Origin of the sequence: Actomonas spartinae (assembly GCF_051209155.1) — a bacterium.
GTDB lineage: Bacteria > Verrucomicrobiota > Verrucomicrobiia > Opitutales > Opitutaceae > Actomonas.
Genome location: NZ_JBPJGB010000002.1, coordinates 1,597,707 through 1,613,897, shown reverse-complemented (window position 1 = coordinate 1,613,897; position 16,191 = coordinate 1,597,707). Strand labels below are relative to the sequence as shown.

8 protein-coding genes are annotated in these 16,191 nt (G+C 64.2%); 2 read left to right on the top strand and 6 right to left on the bottom strand.

The window, feature by feature from the left end:
• Positions 1-184 precede the first annotated feature (184 nt).
• The 6 genes from AC0MRV_RS14245 to AC0MRV_RS14220 all read right to left on the bottom strand — a co-directional run bounded on the left by AC0MRV_RS14245 (position 185) and on the right by AC0MRV_RS14220 (position 12,643).
• Complete coding sequence (locus AC0MRV_RS14245) at positions 185-2,269, bottom strand: BamA/OMP85 family outer membrane protein (RefSeq protein ID WP_472765157.1); 2,085 nt, start codon at positions 2,267-2,269, stop codon at positions 185-187.
• Positions 2,266-5,937 (bottom strand): translocation/assembly module TamB domain-containing protein, encoded by a 3,672-nt coding sequence (locus AC0MRV_RS14240; RefSeq protein WP_472765156.1) that lies wholly within the window; start codon positions 5,935-5,937, stop codon positions 2,266-2,268. Before AC0MRV_RS14240 ends, AC0MRV_RS14245 begins: the two co-directional genes overlap by 4 nt.
• Before the next feature lie 31 nt (positions 5,938-5,968).
• The gene (locus AC0MRV_RS14235; RefSeq protein WP_472765155.1) at positions 5,969-8,050 is read right to left on the bottom strand and encodes a M3 family metallopeptidase; all 2,082 of its coding nucleotides are present in this window, start codon (positions 8,048-8,050) and stop codon (positions 5,969-5,971) included.
• 69 nt (positions 8,051-8,119) lie between these two features.
• Positions 8,120-10,312 (bottom strand): right-handed parallel beta-helix repeat-containing protein, encoded by a 2,193-nt coding sequence (locus AC0MRV_RS14230; protein ID WP_472765154.1) that lies wholly within the window; start codon positions 10,310-10,312, stop codon positions 8,120-8,122.
• A gap of 91 nt (positions 10,313-10,403) precedes the next feature.
• The gene (locus tag AC0MRV_RS14225) at positions 10,404-12,143 is read right to left on the bottom strand and encodes a TonB-dependent receptor domain-containing protein (RefSeq protein WP_472765153.1); all 1,740 of its coding nucleotides are present in this window, start codon (positions 12,141-12,143) and stop codon (positions 10,404-10,406) included.
• Positions 12,144-12,406: 263 nt separating this feature from the next.
• Entirely contained in the window at positions 12,407-12,643 is a 237-nt protein-coding gene (locus AC0MRV_RS14220) for a ferredoxin (protein ID WP_472765152.1), read from the bottom strand.
• A gap of 195 nt (positions 12,644-12,838) precedes the next feature.
• Here AC0MRV_RS14220 and AC0MRV_RS14215 point away from each other — a divergent pair, with 195 nt between their 5' ends.
• Together AC0MRV_RS14215 and AC0MRV_RS14210 are read left to right on the top strand one after the other, a co-directional pair.
• Positions 12,839-13,765 (top strand): rhomboid family intramembrane serine protease, encoded by a 927-nt coding sequence (locus AC0MRV_RS14215; protein ID WP_472765151.1) that lies wholly within the window; start codon positions 12,839-12,841, stop codon positions 13,763-13,765.
• Between the two features lie 107 nt (positions 13,766-13,872).
• Positions 13,873-16,179, top strand: coding sequence for a carboxy terminal-processing peptidase (locus AC0MRV_RS14210; RefSeq protein WP_472765150.1), 2,307 nt, complete (start codon positions 13,873-13,875; stop codon positions 16,177-16,179).
• Positions 16,180-16,191: the final 12 nt, after the last annotated feature.

Sequence of the window (16,191 nt, the reverse complement as noted above, 5' to 3'; positions counted from 1 at the left end):
TGCACCCGGCGCGCCAACTTGAGGTGTGGCGGCACGCGGACGAACGAGACCAAGCAACCTATTCATGTCGCCGGCTTTGCAAGTCCAACCGGCCACGGATGGAATTCCCCGCCGAAATTATAACGCGCGAAACGGACCCATCCGCCACGCCAGAGTGGGACACCGCGGCACAGCGCAATCAGCCTCAGAACGGGTAACCGATTGACAGGTGCACGGTGCCGCTGGGATCGGCCGGACGCGGGTTCAAGTTGTGACCATACTCCAGACGAATCGGACCGATCAGCGTCTGGTAGCGCAAACCCGCTCCCACCGTGTGCAATTGCACGTCCCACAAGCGATCCTGCACGCGCGCCGTTTCACCGAGGGCATCGTAAAACAGCACTGCACTGATACGACGTGTGAGCGCCTGCTCCACCTCTAAGTTGAACAAGGTGAAGCTCTTCGCGCCGATAAACTCACCGGCCGCATCGCGTGGCGCAGCCTCGCCATTCGTCATGCCCCGCAGGCTGTGCTCTCCGCCCGGAAAAAAGCGTTTGTTGGTCGGGAGTTTGCGGTCATTCGCCTGCCCCAACGTCAGCACAGTGCCATGATGCAGGCCGACATGCACCCAGCTGCCCTCCCCGACTGGCTTATGCCACGACCACCCCGCCTCCAACCGTTGAAAGCCGGATTCACCACCGAGCACTGGATCGGCCGCCTCAACTTGTGCGAACCAGCGCACGCCCGATCGCGGCATCAGCGGATTGTCCCGCCCGTCGTGACTCAAGCCCACCGTGAGACTGGCACTGGTGGTTTGCTGCAGATCAACTGCCCGCGTCGCCAAGTCACTTTCGCGGCTGCGCAAATCCTGGAAGGTGTAGGCCGTGGTGAAATCCGCCTCGATCCACGGCAGATCCCGCCGCGTGAGACTCACCGTCGCGCCATACTCTTGGCGCTGAAAAGAGAGCTCTTCGCGATCCAGACCAAACAAACGCAGCTTCGCGTCGACGGTCTCACCAAACAAATCCGGCACGGTGTAAATCAGATCCCCCCGCAGGCTCTTCAACGAACCGATGGCCTCCAACCGCATCTGGTGGGAGCGCCGCAACAGGTTGAAACCGCGCACTTCAAGACCACCCCGCACCTGCTCATAGCTGCCGTAACCCAACAGCAGACTGGATTCCCATGGCGGGCGGGCCTCGAGCTCGAAGACCGGCGACCGCACGTCGCCTGCCTCTTTCCGGTATTCCAGGCCGATCCGGGAAAAAGCCCGCAGACGGCTCAGGCGGCGCCGGGTGGACTCGACCTCCGCCGGGTTCAGCGCTTCTCCCGGGGCCAGGCTGACGCGGCGTCGCAACACACTGTCCGTCACGACCTCGTCGCCGGTAAACACCGTTGGGCCCGCAATGACCTGCGGCCCGGGGGTCACCGCCACCCTCACCGTCGCTGCGACCGTGCCATCCGCCTGTTCGCGACCGTCCCGCTGGGCCTGCAAGCGCACATCCATGTATCCGGCCTCGAAATACGCCTGCCGCAGTTGTTCCACCACGTCCTGCTGCCAACCGGTCGTCCACCATTGTCGGTCTCTGGGTTGCACCGCCGGCAACACCACACCGTCCGGCGCGGGATCAACCTCAACCGCTTCAACACTCCATCGCGGTCCGGGGGCGATTTGCACCTCCACGTCCACCGCTCCGGTCTCGTCGTCGCGCACTTCCCGCGTGACGCGGGCGCTCGCCTGAGCGTAACCCTTGGTCCTTAAAAATACCTCGATCTGCTCGAGCCCGGAGCGCAGGCGGTCCGGCGTGAACACGCGTTCCGCGCTCAAGCGCAGCAGGCCGGGGCTGGGCACCATCAGGGCCCTCGCTTCATCCTCCGTAATGATTGGTTCGCCCCCTGCAATCGACACCGTCTCAAACCGGTAACGCACGCCCGGCTCCACCCGTAGTCGCAACGCGGTCGCAGCCAGCGGACGCGGCAGGAGGTTGGTGAAGTCGCGATCAAAAACGTGTGTAAAACGCTCGCCCGACTGGCGTTCGATTTCGGCCGTGACCGTCGCTCGCAAAAAGCCATCCGCCGCCATGGCCGAGAGCGTGAAAAAGACCGCATCCTCCACCGTGTTGGCGTCGAGCGTGTCCCGTTGATCGATCTGACTGAGGTTGCGCACGGTTCGCTCGATGCGATTGCCGCGCAGCCAACCGGCGCCATCGACCGTCAACTCCGGCGTCGCGGTCAGCGTCGTTGCAGCGACCACGATCAGGGCGAGAGCTTTGCGTCCGCGCGTGTTCATGGCTGCTCCTCCTGTGCCTCTCCATCACCATTCGCCTCGTCATCGCTCCACGGATACCACCGCCAACGCACGCCCGCGTTGTAGTAGTCGAACTCGTCATACTCTCCGGTTAGGGTCCAGCGCCGGTTGAGATCGTAATCGAAGCGGTAGGTCTCCTTGCCGCGGCGGGACAGTTGCTCGCCGGTCGTCACGGTCAGCCGGTCATTCGGCTCCAGGCCAAGCAAATCCCCCACCAGCTCACGCCCGAGGTAGACACCGAGTTGGAGACTGCGCTGCCCGGTCGTGACATCGGTCCCGCTGTCGCTGGGCGGCACGCCGGCCATCACAAAGAGCAACACGTCCTCGGCGGGCAGCGAAGGATTGGAGGACACCTCCAGCCGCGGGTCACTGGCTGTGCCACTCAGCTCCATACTCAAATCGTAACCGAGGCGGCGCCCTTCGCCGCGCAGGTAAATCTCGGGCTCAAACGGCGACGTGCGCGAAAGCCGGGCGTAGGCCTCCTCCACCTCGAAGTTCGCAAAGGGGAGTTTCACCACGCCCTCATCCAAGGTCACCCCGCCAATCGCCCGGGGATTCAACAAAGTGCCCTCCAGCTGCGCCTCGACCGAGGCCACGCCATTGAGGATCGGTGTGCGCATCCGCAGAAAGCGCCGGCCGCTCACCTCGACCGCCAGCCGCCAGTCACGGAACGGCTCCACCTCCACCCTGAAGTAGGGCGGACGCCGGGACTGCCGTTCGCTGCCCCCCGGCACCAAGGAACGCACATCGGCCAACATCAACCCGTCGCGCAAGTCCACTCGGCCCGCGACCGTTGTTTCGCCCTCACCGTCGGTGCGCAAAGACAGGTCCAGATCGCCGCGCAACAACACCCCCGTGCTCCGCACCAGCGGGACATTGTTGCCCTGCAGATGCAGATCCAGCTGCGGCTCCGCGTCCATCGGCCACTCCACCGCCCCATCCAACTCCAAGCGTTGGCCGCCCATCATCGCGCGCACCGATTCAAAGCGGATCTCCCGCCCGGCGAAACTCAGGTCGGCATTGATGTCCTGCAACACCCCAAGCGGACCAATCGGTTTGGTCACCGCGCCCCGCAGTGAAACCGAGCCTTCCATGCTGCCACCCCGGCCAAAATCCAGCGCCAAGCTGGCGGATCCGGTCGGCACGAGGTATTCAGGCAAAAGCCGGGCCACCGAAGCCAACTCCGCCTGCGGCAACTCCAAATGCGCCTCCCCTCGCGAACGCAGGTAGGCCAAAGGCTCATTCCGCAGCGTCCGCCAGTCGTTCGGCGTCAGGGGCAGCGTGCCTGAAGCTTTGATCACATGCGCGTCGACTTGCGCCACCAGGTTGTCCAGGCGCAAGCCTTCGCCATCCGCCGCGAGGGTGCCGCTCAAGTCGGTGAGCACCGGCCAGGTCACACCGCCCCACCGTTCCGCCACCTCCAAGCGCTTCAACTTCACTTGACCCGCTCCGGTCGGGCGGGACCACGTGCCGCCCAGGGTAACGCGCACATCCGGTCCCACCACGGTTACGCCGGTCAACTCACCCCATGCTCGCCAAAACGCCGGGTTGGGCGCCAACACCGCTTCCAGTTCGATCGGGGCGTCGGCGGCCACGTTGAATTTGCCCTGCGCGTCGCGCTGCCAGTTCAACGGCAGGCGCCCGGTCACCGCGGCAAAGTCGCGCTCCCCCTTGCCGATCTCCAGTTGCGTGATCGTGACACCTTCCCGATCGACCTGCACCTTCGCCCGGCCGGCCACAATCCCGACCTCAGGCAACTCCATCGACGCTTCGGTCGCCACGTCCGCCGCGAAATCCTCCGGGCTCCACGTGAGCTCGGCATCCAAACTCTCGATACGCGGCAAACGCGCTGGCAGGTCCGTCCGCCAGTCCCGCAGCCATTCGAGGCCGATCGCCTCGCCGCGCCCCGATACGGTCAGCGCCGCGGCCGAAGCGATGGGCACGGTCCAATGGCCAAGTTCCCCGCGCAATTCGACGTCGGTCACTTCGGTTTGCCCACGGTTCCATGAAACCGGATTCACCAGGGCCAACAAGGCCTGTTCCTCGTGCTTCAGTTCCAAGCGTTCAAACAACAGGTCTTCACCACGCCAAAATCCTTCGGCCGTCACCTGACCGGTCCCCTGATCTGATTCGGCCAGCACGGTGAACGATGTCGCCACGTCGCCTTCCGGCGCCAAATCGATCCGCAGATCGACCGGACGAAATCCGTCCCAGCTCACCGCTTCGGCCTCCAGGCGTCCGCTCGCGCGCAGTTCGGGCCAAGTCCCAGCGACTTCCCCCCGCCCCGCCACCGCGTCCAGTTGCAGCGCCTCCGGCAGCCATTCGGCCAGGCTGGCCCGCACCACGTTTAAGCGATCCACCTTCAAAGTCAGCTTGATGGTCTCGCCAATCTGGCCGTTCCCCGAAACGTCGATCTCGCTGCCCGCGCCATCACGCGCCGTCAGGGAAGAGACCCGCCAGCGGGGCCAGTCCAACTCGCCGGCGAGCTCCGCCGACTGCAGTGCCAATGCCTCCGCCCCAAAGTCCGTGACGTCCAACTTTCCCCTCACGCGCGGCCAGCCGGTTTCCTGCGGCATCACCTCCATGCTGCCTTTGACCGTCCCGGCCAACGCCCCCCACGGCAACGCCGCCAGGTCCGCTTCAACCCGAAAGTGCGAACGCACCCCCACTCCGGCAGACGCCGGTGCAAAGCGCACCGGCTCGTCCAACACCGCATTGAGTCCCGGCATCACCACTTGCGCGGACTCAACGACGACCTCGTCACGGCTCCCAGTTGCCCGCACATCGATTTGAAGCGGCGGCAACTCGCGTTCCGCGACTGGTTCGCCCCGAGCAACAATCGCCAGTAAAAAACGGCCGTCCTGCCAAGACAGCGAGCCGTTACCCGCCACCTCGGCGTAGTGATCTGTCAACCCCAACTCGGCTCCGGGCAGGAGCCAATCGCCCGTGTCCAGCGCAGCCTTGTTCGGCAGCCAGCCGCCGGGTGGAAAATGTATCCCTCCCGTCACTGCATGCGTCCGCCATGACCCATCCAAAGTCACCGAATTTCCATCCTCAGCCAACGTGGCCTGCGCCATCAACTCGCGCCCGGCCATCTGCAACTCGATCAAACGCGACGCGCGCTCGAAGACGAGGTCACCTGTTTCTTCGCGAAACGCCACGCCTGTAAAACGCACGCCCTCGCCGCCCGCCACCCCGGATGCCAAGGCCAAGGCGGAATCATCCGGCAGCGTCAAAACACCGGCCGCGACCGTCACCGGCGGCAACGCCGCCATCACCTTGTCGTATTGAGCGAGCAGGCTGTCCCAGGAGGGACGCAAAGCCTTCCCGTTGTCCGCATCGGAACTGGCTTTGATGCGCGCCTGCCACGGGCCAACCTCGATCGCGCCGGCGGCGGCGCCGCGCCACCAGATCGACAGCGGATGCGGCAGTTCCACCCGCTCAAGCTCGACCTCCAACCCTGGCTGCACCAAGACCACATCACGCAGCGCCCAGCGGGCGTATCCGACCCGTTCATACGTGCCGAAGGTGAGTCCCCGTTCGGCCGCCGCTCCCCGCAGCGCCGCGCCCCACCACCACGGCAGGGTGAGCACCGCGACCACGGCGAACCCCAGCAGGATCGCAACGGCAATGAGCAGGCGCTTGATCACAGAACGGGAGAAGGACGGTCGGCCGCGGCGTCTAGGCCGACGCCACCAGACCGCTGCGTTCGAGCAGCGCGTTGACGTCGGGATCGCGTCCGCGGAATGCGCGGAAGAGCTCGGCCGGGTCCTCCGAGTTGCCTCGACTCAAAATGTGGCGCACAAAATCCGCCCCCGTATCCGCGTTGAAAATACCTTCGGCCTTGAAGCGTCCAAAGGCATCGGCATCCAGCACCTCGGCCCATTTGTAGGAGTAGTAGCCGGCCGCATAACCGGTGGGGTCGCTGAAGAGGTGCCCGAAGCGATAAAGGATGGGCCGGCCGGCCGGTTCGGTCGGCACCATGGTGTCGGCCACGTCGGCCGTGATCGTCGCTTCGAGGGCGGTGGCATCGGCGAGGTAAGCGCTGGTGTTGGTGTGCAGGAGAAGATCCATCTTGGCGAATTGCACCTGGCGGGTCGTCGCGCAGGCGGAGCGGAAGTTGCGGGCCGCTGTCATCTTCTGAAAAACATCCGCCGGGATCGGTTCCCCGGTTTCATGGTGGCGGGCGAAGAGATCGAGGCTTTCGCGCTCCCAACACCAATTTTCCATGATCTGCGAGGGAAGCTCCACAAAGTCCCACGCCACGTTCACGCCGTTGAGTGACTTGATCTCCACCTCACCGAGCAGGTGGTGCAGCAAGTGACCGAACTCGTGAAAAACCGTCTCCACCTCCCGGTGCGTGAGCAGCGCCGGATTGCCGTCGGCCGGCGGGGTCATGTTGCCGAGGATGTAGCCGAGGTGCGGTTTGCGCGACCCGTCTGGTTGCGGTCCACCGGTGATGAGGTAACCCATCCAGGCTCCGCCGCGCTTCGACTCGCGCGGATGCCAGTCGGCGTAGAACGAGCCGAGATGTCGCCCCGCACGGTCGTGGATCGTGTAGGCCTTCACCTCCGGATGCCACGCATCGAAGGCATCGGCCGGGAGCTCTTTGATCACGAGTCCAAAGATGCGGCCGCAGAGTTCAAACAGCCCGTCGATGACGCGGTTCATCGGGAAGTAGGGACGCAGCACCTCTTCGTCGAAGGCGTAGCGTTCGCGCCGGAGTTTCTCCGCCCAGTAGGACACCTCCCAGGCCTTCAGGCGCCCCAGCGGCTCGCCGGTCTGCGCCGCCTTGAAGGCTTCGAGTTCCGTGCACTCCGCGGCGAACGCGACGGCCGCCTTGGCCTGCAGATCGCCGATGAAATCGAGCGCGCGTTGGCCGCTGCCCGCCATGCGCCGCGCCAACACGTGGTCGGCAAAGTGCGCTTTTCCGAGCAGCTTCGCCTCTTCGTCGCGCAGGGCCAGGATGCGAGGCACGAGCGGATGGTTGTCGTGCGGCTCCGTGCTGCCGACCGCCACCGCCGCTTCCCACACTTCGCGGCGCAGTTCGGCGTCGTCGGCGTAAACCATGACCGGTTCCTGCGAAGGCATATGCAGGGTGAAGCGCCACACCGGCTTTTCGTCCGAGCCCAAGCCCTTGCTCTGCGCCGAGCGGCGCGCGGTGTCGCGCGCGTGCGACGGAATGCCGGAGAGACGCGCTTCGTCCTCGACCAAAACCTGCCAGGCGTTGGTCGCATCGAGCACGTTTTCCGAATATTTCTGCGTGAGTTGCGCCAGTTCGCTTTGGATCGCCTCGAGACGATGGCGGTCGGCCTCCGGCAGGTCGGCGCCAGCCTCGCGGAAGTCCGCCACCGTTTCGTCGATGAAGCGGCGATGGATGCCGGTTTGCGCCCGGCCCTCCGCGCTCTCCGCATAGGTGCGGAGACGCAGCCAAAGCTCGGGATTGAGCGGAATGCGCGCGAAGAAGCCCGACACTTCGGGCAACATCTTGTTCTGCGCTTCCCGCAGCGCGGGTTCGTCGGCAACCGATTGCAGGTGGCTCACTTTGCCCCACGCGAGGTTCAACAACTCAGTCGATTCCTCCAGCGCCAGGAAGGTGTTCGCATAAGTCACCGCCTCCAAGGGGAGCGACGCGACGGCATCGATGGCCGCCTGCGCGTCGGCGATCGCCTGCTTGATCGCGGGCTCAATCAGGTCCGGCGTGTGCGCGGACCAACAGATTTCGAAATTGGGGGAGAGAAAAGGGTTCTCAGGCGATGACATGTTGCGCACACGGGAAGCCTTGTCCCGTTGCGGAGCAAGCGCGCAGCACAACAGCTGCGCCCCCCTCTCCTAGCGCAGCTTCGGGCGCCAAGCGTCCCGTCGCAGGCCCATTTCCGCGATTGGCGGAACCGCGAACCCCATGCCCCGCAGCGCGGCCGGGTCGGATGGCGTGAAGCTGCGGGCCTCCGGATCAAAGGTGCCGGGGGACGTGGCATCGAGGCGGTTCCCGGCGAACTCGGCCTGCGTCTCGGTCTCGTCGCGCGTCCAGATCCGGTAACCCGCATCGGTCGTGCTGTTGAGATAATAGGGATCCCAGCCGCCGTTATCCACGGCAAGACGACGCACGATGTCCTCACTGGTCACCCAGTTGTCCCGCACCTCGACCGTGGCGTGGAAGTCGTAGGCCCAATAGTCGAAGAGCACGAGCCAACTGCCCCCCAACACGAGATTGCGGGCGATGACGTTGCCTTTCGGCACGCCCGTCTCGTCGTGCAGGAGCTGGCGCAGGCGCGGATACCGCTCGGTGTAGGGCGGTGCATCGGCGTTGAGTTCGGCCATGCGATCCCAGAGCCAGGTATTGGTGCCGTCCTGGAAATAGCTCGCCCAACCGAGTCCGCGCGCATCGAGGTGCAGGGCCGGCGAACAATCCACAAACAGGTTCTCGGTGACCGTGTTATCGCGTCCTCCTCCGATCTGCACGCCCTTGCCCGCGCGATGGAAAACATTGCCCGTGACCGTGAAACCGCTGGAGAAGTCATCGAGATAAACGGCCGTCACCCCGTGCTGCCCCGGACCATGCAGGTCGTGCAGGTAATTGTGCCGGATCACGTTGCCCTGCCAGGTGTAGTCACGCCCGCTGTAGATCGCGCCGGCATCGCCGGTTTCCGCGCAGACGTCGTGGATTTCATTGAGCTCAACGAGGTGATCGTTGCCCTGCAGATAGATCGCAGTGTGCGGTGCGGAATGGAGCAGGTTGTGCGCGATGTGATGCCCGACGCCCCGCACCGTGATGCCGTTCTGTCCCGTCCGCAGCCCGCGCCCGAAGTCATGGATGTGGTTGTTAAGGATGCGATGCGCCCCCGCCGCCAAGGCCATCCGATCACCACCTTCAACCCAAATGCCGCCCCGCGACAGTTCACTCAGATCACAACTCTGCACTGTGTGACGGCGACCGCCTTTGATTTCGATCGCAAGGCCACCGAGATTGGTGATGTGGCAACCGGCGATCCGCACGGATTCTCCCTCCACCACCTGAATGCCCAGGCCCCGGCTCGCCGAGAGCTCGAAGCCGTTGAATTCCACAAAGGACACTCCTTCCATCCGCACCAACGGTTCCTCCAAGACCGACAGGTAGATTGATTCGCTCGCGACGCTTGCCGGCGGCAGAAAATAGACGCACCCGGCCGCGCGATCGAGGCACCACTCCCCGGGTTCGTCCAGCTCCTCGATGACGTTCAGCACGCGATAACGCTGATTCGTCGTGTATCCATAATGATGATGCGGCTCCGCCAGGGTGATCTCGTGCGTCGCGGGGTCGATGGACTGCACCCGCTGATAGGAATCGGACCAATCCCAGGTCCAATAACCGTGCATCACGATGTCATTGTCGGCCGACCAGCGCGACGGTCGTTCGCCGTCATAAGTAAACCGCCCGTAGTGGCGTCCGGCGGGCACTCCCTTGAAACGCTTCTCCCGCTCGAGTCCGTCCAGAAAGCGGGTCGGCCCCGTTTGCGGCACGTCGGCAATTCGCAGCCAGCCTTCGTTGGGATAGCGCGCGAGCGGCATGCGCCGTCCTTCGAAAAACAACTCCAGTCCCGGACTTCCCCGCTGTTCAATCTGCCCCGCGTCCTCCACCCCGGCCTCCGCCAGGTCGATCACCAGCACGCGATCCCGCACCGCCGGCGACAAGCGCGCCGCCACCTCCGGCGCCACCGATGCAATCGGCCTGAGCTGGTTCACGGCGCGCCCCCCCGCGAGCCGCACCGCACCGGGTTCAGCCGCGGTCCAGATGATCGGGGCATGGATATGCCCGGAGTCCGCCGCCGTGAGGACAAAGGTCTCGGTTCGCTCCATCACCCCCGGAGCCACCCGCACGATGGCGCCTTCCGGCAGGGCTTCGCTCCGGCGTAGTTCGCGCAGGTGGTCGCGGGCCGCCTCCAGGGTCCGTAATTCGTGCGCCGGTCCCACTTCAATCAACACCGGTGCGGCGGACAGCATGCTCACCGCAGTCAGGGCCAGCGCCCACCATCGCAGATGCTTCATCCTTCCACCACGGGTCGCGGCAACGATGAAGGCAATCGATGAAACGATGAAAATTTCCGCCACCGACCGCCGCCGCGGGGAGCTTGAAATTTCACCACCGCCAACGCGCGCCGGCCGCCACCAATCGCGGCGCCGCCGGCACGGCCGGGATTTCCTCAAACGACGAATCCCAAAGGTTGTCGACCTGCAGCGAGAGTTGCAGTCGGCGGTCCCATGGCGTGCGCCAGTAGAGTCCGAGCGAACTCAGCACAGCTTCCTCCTTGCCGTTGAGGCGCAGCGGATTCGGCTGTTGCCAACGGACCTCGTTGTCGAGGCGAAGGGTGACGCCGTCCGTCGCCCGCCAGATCACGGCCGCAGTGATGCGATGATCCGGGAAATTGAGCGCGTAGAAACTGCCGTCGACCGCCGTGCTCCCGTAGTCGGCCTCTTTGTGCAACCACGAGTAACCGAGCACGAGGTCGAGCCGCTCCCCGCTGCGCATCGCGTAGGCTTCGACGCCGGCGGTTTCGAGGTCCACTGCCGCCGCCGACCGCGCAAAGACCCCGTTGCGAAACGTCCAATCCACCAAGTCGTCGTCCCAGCGATAAAACGCCCCCATCGAGCCGGTCCAATCCCCGAGAGCGAACTCCGCTTTCGCGTCGAAGGTGCGACTCGTCGCCCGGTCGAGGTTGGGGTTGCCGCGGAACAGGCCGCCGTTCGGGTTGCCCGCCACGGCGGTGTAGCTCGGCGCCTGCGACGCCGTGCTGTAACCCAGCGCAAAGCGATTCCACGTCGCTTCCGGCTGCGCCAGCGCCACCTCGACGACAGGCGTCATCGCGTCGGCACCGCGGTTTGAGGTGTCGTAACCCAAGCCGCTCAACAACTGGAGCTCGCGCCCGCCCGCCAACGGCAGCGTGTGGTGAAAGGTGACACCAGTCGTCACGTGGGTGCGATCGTAGAAGCGCCCAAACCTGAGCGAGGTGGATTCCAACTCGTCCGCCAGCACCCACAACCGGCCCTCGACCGCGCTCCGCTCGCCCACCGTCCAGTGGAGACGACCACCCGCCGCCGTGACCTGCGTGGTGTGCTGGTAGGGCGGCACCGGACCGACCGGCGCGTAACGATTGTAGGCGTAGTTGTCGTCGTTGCGACGGTAGTAGCCGCCCACCTCCAAGAAGCTGCCGGCGTCACCGATCTGCTGACGGTGCGTGCCGATCAAAAGCAGCGTCTGAATATCTTCCGTCTCCGGGGAATTGAAGGGGGTGTAGAGGTTCGGCCAACCGAAGAACTTGTCCTGATAACCAACGGCCAGGTTCGTCACCGATCGCTCACCGCCATGGGCGACGCGCAGGCTGTGTCGGGCAAACTCATGGTCGGCATGGGCAAACGGGCCATCCGACTCCGACCAAGCGGTCGCAACATCGGCGCTCCAACCTGCTCCCAAATCGACGCCCACCGAAAGGTCGGCGCGGCGGCTGTTCCAATCGCCAAAACTCACCGCCACCTCGCCACCGGGCCGCACCTCACGCCACGTCTGCGCCACGCCGCCGGCCGTCGCATTCCACGCGCCGCCACTGGCGAGAGCGGCGCCCGTCGCGATCCGCGGTGCACTTAACATCGTCGGCGCCAGCGGCACTTCCGCCGAATAATGCCCCGTTTGCGGATCATAGAGCGGCACCCCGGCCACGCTCCAACCAGTGTTGGCAAAGGTGCCGCCACGAATGGCAATGTCGGCCTGTCCTTCCGCAAAATTGCGGGCCTGCAGATCCGCCTCCGGCTCGAAACGCAGGGCCGAAACCGGCATGGCGATCGTCGCGACCGGTTCCTGGTTGGCCACCCGGGGGGACAGCACGGTGAGCGCATCCAGCTGCAAGGGGGCAGTGTCCGACGTGATTTGCGCGATGCCCGCAGTGAGGCCAAGCGTCGCAGCCGCACTTAGATGGCAGAAGGCGAAAGGGAGGTGACGTAAAAAGATCACGCCTTCGTGACCTAGTGCGGCTCAAGCCGGAATCAAGCCATTGTTAGCAAATTCCAGCTATCTACTTAACAAACTAATAAGGCCAAAAAGAAACCCCGGTCTCAGACCGGGGTTTGAAAGTGAAAATCAAAACAGACTCAGGCGTCGCCGTCGTCGCCGATCGCCTCAACCGGGCAACCTTCGAGCGCTTCCTGACACAGCGCGACCTCTTCCTCGGAGGAGGGCTGCTTGTGCACGAAGGAGTAACCTCCGTCGTCGTTGCGGGTGAAGAAGTCCGGGGCGGTTTCGCGGCACAGATCACAGTCGATGCACTGCTGATCGACGTAAAACTTACCGGTTACGTTGTCGTCCCACTTGTCGGATTTGTCTGCCATAGGTTCCTCGCACGAAAGGGAATCCCCCCGCGGTGTCAAGAAGGGGGACGGGCGCATTTTGCCCGATTCCGCCCAGAGCCGCCGAACATGGGCGCTGACACTGGAAACAGGCCCCGATTGGCCTCCGTGTTTTTACGGACCGTTAAACGCGGGTGGAAACTTGTCAGCCGGCACGGACCCACCTAATTTCCGCCGATGCTTTCAGACCGGTCCTACATGCGCGACGACTATGCGCGGCCGACGACGTCCATCACCACATGGATCATTTGTGCGACGATTGCGGGTTTCATCCTGCAGCACGTCACCCTGAAGTTCCTGCCCGGCACCGGCGCCAACCGGACCTTTGAAGGCCTGTTGGAGCTGTCGGTTGATGGCATCAAGAGCGGCAAAATCTGGACGCTGGTCACCTACTCGCTCCTGCATGCGCGCGACAACCTGCTGCACATCGTCATCAACATGATGATGGTGTTCTTCCTCAGCCGCGAATTGCTGCCTCTCCTCGGCAACCGTCGTTTCCTGTGGCTCTACCTCGGCGGTGTATTTTCGGGCGGCGTCCTCTGGCTGGCGACCAACTGGGCGCACGGTGGCGATGTGGTGGGCGCCTCGGCCGGCGTGGCGGCTCTGTTCATGATGTTCACGGTGCTCAATCCGAACCGCCCGATCACCTTTCTCCTGTTCTTCATCATTCCGGTCACCGTGAAACCCAAGTGGGTGCTGCTCGCGCTCGGCGCCTACGACCTCTTCGGCTTCGTGTTCTTCGAAGCCTTCGGCGACCGCGCCATGGGAGCCGTCGCCCACTCCGCCCACCTTGGCGGTTACGCCGCGGGATGGCTCTTCTTTCGATACGTGCACCAGCGGGAGTGGCGCACGCCCGACCGCGCGCCGTCCATCGAACTCCCGGCGTGGATGCGACGGAGCAAAAAGACCCCTGTCGCCGCCGGCGCCTACAAGGTCAATTTGTCCGAGTCCCAACCCGAGGCGCCCGCCCGCATGGGCAAGGCCGACCTCAAAGCCGAAGTCGACCGGATATTGGACAAGATCAACAGTCAGGGCTTTGGTGCGCTGACCAACGAAGAAAAACGCTGCCTCGACCAGGCCAAGGACCTGCTGAATCGTCGCTAGCGCGCCAACGCCCCCTCACCCTTTCCCTTTGGGTCCAAAACCTGCTTTCGGATCCAAAGCGTTACTCCGCTGAAACATTCTGCCCTCGTCCCTTTCTTAGACCCGCGATGAACGTGTTGCTCCGCCGAACCACTGTCTGCCTCACCGCCCTGCTCTGCCTCCTCGCTCCCGCCGTCACTCAGGCTCGACCCGACCGCACGTTCACGGTCTCCACGGTCGAAAAGCGAGAGATCATGAACTTCCTCAGCCTGCTCCAGCAGGCGCACTACAATCGCGACCACGTCTCGCGCGAGGACTACCCGCCCGTCATCGAATCCTTCATGGAAGACTGGGACGGCCAGCACCTTTTCTTCTTCCAGTCCGACGCCGATTTCTTCAACGAGCAGTTCGCCGGCGGCCTCTACTGGAACGTCACCAAGCTCGGCAACGTCGACTACGCTTTCGACATTTTTCAACGCTACGAGCAGCGCGTGCAGGATCGCGCCAAGTGGGTGTTTGAGCGCCTTGAGGGGGAGTTCGACACCACCCTCAATGAGACCTTTTTGACCGATCGCGAGGAGGTCGGATGGCCCGTCGATCAAGCGGACGCCGATGCGTTGTGGGAAAAACGCCTGCTCTATGAGATCGAGCACGAGCTCCTCAATGACCACGAACTCGACGAGGCCAAAGACCGCGTCCGCAAACGTTTCGAGCGCCGGCTCAAGAACCTCGCCGACATCGAGACGCACGAGATCACCGAGCTCTTCTTGAGCAACATCGCCCGTCTCTACGATCCCCACTCCACTTACTTCTCCGCCGACACCTATGAGGACTTCTCCATCCAGATGCGCCTGCAACTGGTCGGCATCGGTGCCCTGCTCGGCATGGAGGAAGACGAATGCGTGATTCGCGAAGTCATCGCCGGCGGCCCGGCCGACCTGGACAAGCGCCTCAAGCCGAACGACAAGATCATCGCCGTATCCCAACCCGACGAGGAACCGGTCGAGCTCCTCGGCATGAAGCTCCGCCGCATCGTCGACCTCATTCGCGGCGAACGCGGCACCAACGTCCACCTCACCATCCAGCCGGCCGACGCTCCCGACCCGTCGGTCCGCAAGGAAATCGTGATCACCCGCGATGTGGTGAACCTCGATTCCGCCCGCGCCCGGGGCGCCGTCTTCGAAGTGCCGGATGCCGATGGCAAGGTCACCTCGATCGGCGTCATTTCCCTCCCTGCCTTTTACGGTCCCGACTCCAGCAGCGACGGCGAGCAAAACAGCGCCACCGGTGACGTCGCCAAACTCATTGGCATGCTGCAGGAACAGGGTATCGAAGGCCTCGTGCTGGACCTCCGCGACAACGGCGGCGGCCTCCTCAGCGAAGCCATTGATCTCACCGGCCTCTTCATCAACCAAGGCCCCGTCGTGCAGGTCCGCACCCACTTTGGCGATGTGACCGTCGATGAGGACGAGGACAGCACGATCCGCTACGCGGGTCCCCTTGCCGTGCTCGTTTCCAAATTCAGCGCCTCGGCCTCGGAAATCGTTGCCGGCGCACTGCAAAACTACGGCCGCGCCGTCGTGCTCGGCGACAGCTCCACCCATGGCAAAGGCACCGTCCAGACGGTCTACCCGATGAGCAATCTCGACCCGCGACTGCGCCTGAGCGGGGCCAAGAGCGGCGCCGCCAAGTTTACCATCCAGAAATTCTACCTCCCGAGCGGTTCTTCCACCCAGCTCAACGGCGTGGTCCCCGACATCATTCTTCCCTCGATGGAAGACGCCATCGAGTCCGGCGAACGTTTCCTCCCGCACGCCCTGCTGTGGGACGAGATTGAGACGACCAAGTTCGACGGCGCCCCGCTCGACTCCCACATCCTCACGCCGCTCCGCGAAGCCAGTCTCGCCCGCCAGGAGACCCTCGAGGAGTTCGAATACCTGCGCGAAAGCATTGACTGGTTCAAACGCCGCCAGGACGAGAAGACCGTTTCCCTGAACCTCCAGGAACGCATCGCTCAACGCGACGCCGACAAAGCCTTTGGCGAGGCCATGGACGAACGCCGCAAGGCCCTCCGCGAAGGCAACTTCACTTACACCGAGTTCTTGCTCACCCCGCCCGAAGAGAAATCCGAAGTCGCGGTCGCCGATGACATCATGGTCGACGACTCGGGCGAAGCGCCCCTCGTTTCCACGAGCCCGACCGACGCACAGACCGACTCGGCGGAGATCGCAGCGGTTGACGCCGAACAAACCGAACTCTTGAGCACCGACGAAAGCACGGTGGAGGAAGAGGAACCGCAACCGGAAGGTTACGCCCGCCTCGACATCCACCTGCGCGAAGCTCTGCGCGTATTGGTCGACGCCGTCGAGATCGGTCAGGAACCGCACTACGCCGGCCGGGCCCCCCTCACTGCCCGCAATTCCAGCGGCGGCTGATCGGACCGGCCA

Bases quoted from the DNA above. Each gene is read 5' to 3' on its own strand.
- AC0MRV_RS14235 (WP_472765155.1), bottom strand. From the start codon at position 8,050: ATGTCATCGCCTGAGAACCCTTTTCTCTCCCCCAATTTCGAAATCTGT.
- AC0MRV_RS14245 (WP_472765157.1), bottom strand. From the start codon at position 2,269: ATGAACACGCGCGGACGCAAAGCTCTCGCCCTGATCGTGGTCGCTGCA.
- AC0MRV_RS14220 (WP_472765152.1), bottom strand. From the start codon at position 12,643: ATGGCAGACAAATCCGACAAGTGGGACGACAACGTAACCGGTAAGTTT.
- AC0MRV_RS14210 (WP_472765150.1), top strand. From the start codon at position 13,873: ATGAACGTGTTGCTCCGCCGAACCACTGTCTGCCTCACCGCCCTGCTC.
- AC0MRV_RS14215 (WP_472765151.1), top strand. From the start codon at position 12,839: ATGCTTTCAGACCGGTCCTACATGCGCGACGACTATGCGCGGCCGACG.
- AC0MRV_RS14230 (WP_472765154.1), bottom strand. From the start codon at position 10,312: ATGAAGCATCTGCGATGGTGGGCGCTGGCCCTGACTGCGGTGAGCATG.